The organism is Pedobacter sp. 10L46_2 (genome assembly GCF_056395165.1).
Map to the genome: position 1 here is coordinate 41962 of NZ_JBFTIZ010000017.1, position 725 is coordinate 42686.

Genomic DNA, 725 nt, shown 5'->3' on the forward strand with positions numbered 1-725 from the left:
AAGGGACATATTCTTTTGCAGAATGAAGGTTCACCTATTGCGTTCCGTAGTATAAAGATCAAGTGGCTTTAACCAGATGTTAAAGCCACTTTACACCTTTCATTCTTAAGTGTAACCAAACAACTCTCATTATTGTAGCTTTCTCTTAAACTGGCTTCATTCTTTTTATATTCAGTTTTAAGATTCTTTCTATTTAACCCCTGTGCAAATCGCCTAACATCATCTTCACTTTTCAAGATCAATCCCGGTACCTGCTTAGGTTTATTGTCATCTCCTATTGCTACCATAGTAAAGTAGCTGGTATTGGTATGCTTAATTACATGCGTTCTCAAATTTTCTGAAACAACTCTTATTCCTATTATCATGGAGGTGTTACCAACGTAGTTTACTGATGCCATCAAAGAAACCAATTCTCCAACTTCAACTGGCGCCAAAAAATCAACCACATCAATTGATGCTGTGATACAGTAGCCATCAGAATGTTTTGCCGCACATACGTAAGCAACTTTATCCATTAAGCTTAAAATAATACCTCCATGTATTTTTCCTCCAAAATTAGAGTAAGAAGGAATCATAAGTTCAGTAAGAGTGGTTTGAGAGTATTCTACTGGTTTAAAATCTAACATAAATGGGTCTTTTGACACGCAATTTAGTTTTTTATCACAAAATAGCATCAAAAAAGGGGTTATAAACTTAATTACAACCCCTCACCCTATCCTTTACAC

At 35.2% G+C, this 725-nt stretch carries 1 protein-coding gene; it reads right to left on the reverse strand.

Annotated elements, in window-relative coordinates; translation table 11 throughout:
- Window positions 1-68: 68 nt before the first annotated feature.
- A complete protein-coding gene (locus AC1DDX_RS03705; protein ID WP_172663851.1) occupies window positions 69-626 on the reverse strand; it encodes an acyl-CoA thioesterase in 558 nt (185 codons plus the stop codon).
- Window positions 627-725 lie beyond the last annotated feature (99 nt).

Excerpts from the sequence above, each read along its gene's own strand:
- AC1DDX_RS03705 (WP_172663851.1), bottom strand. The coding sequence starts at position 626 with ATGTTAGATTTTAAACCAGTAGAATACTCTCAAACCACTCTTACTGAA.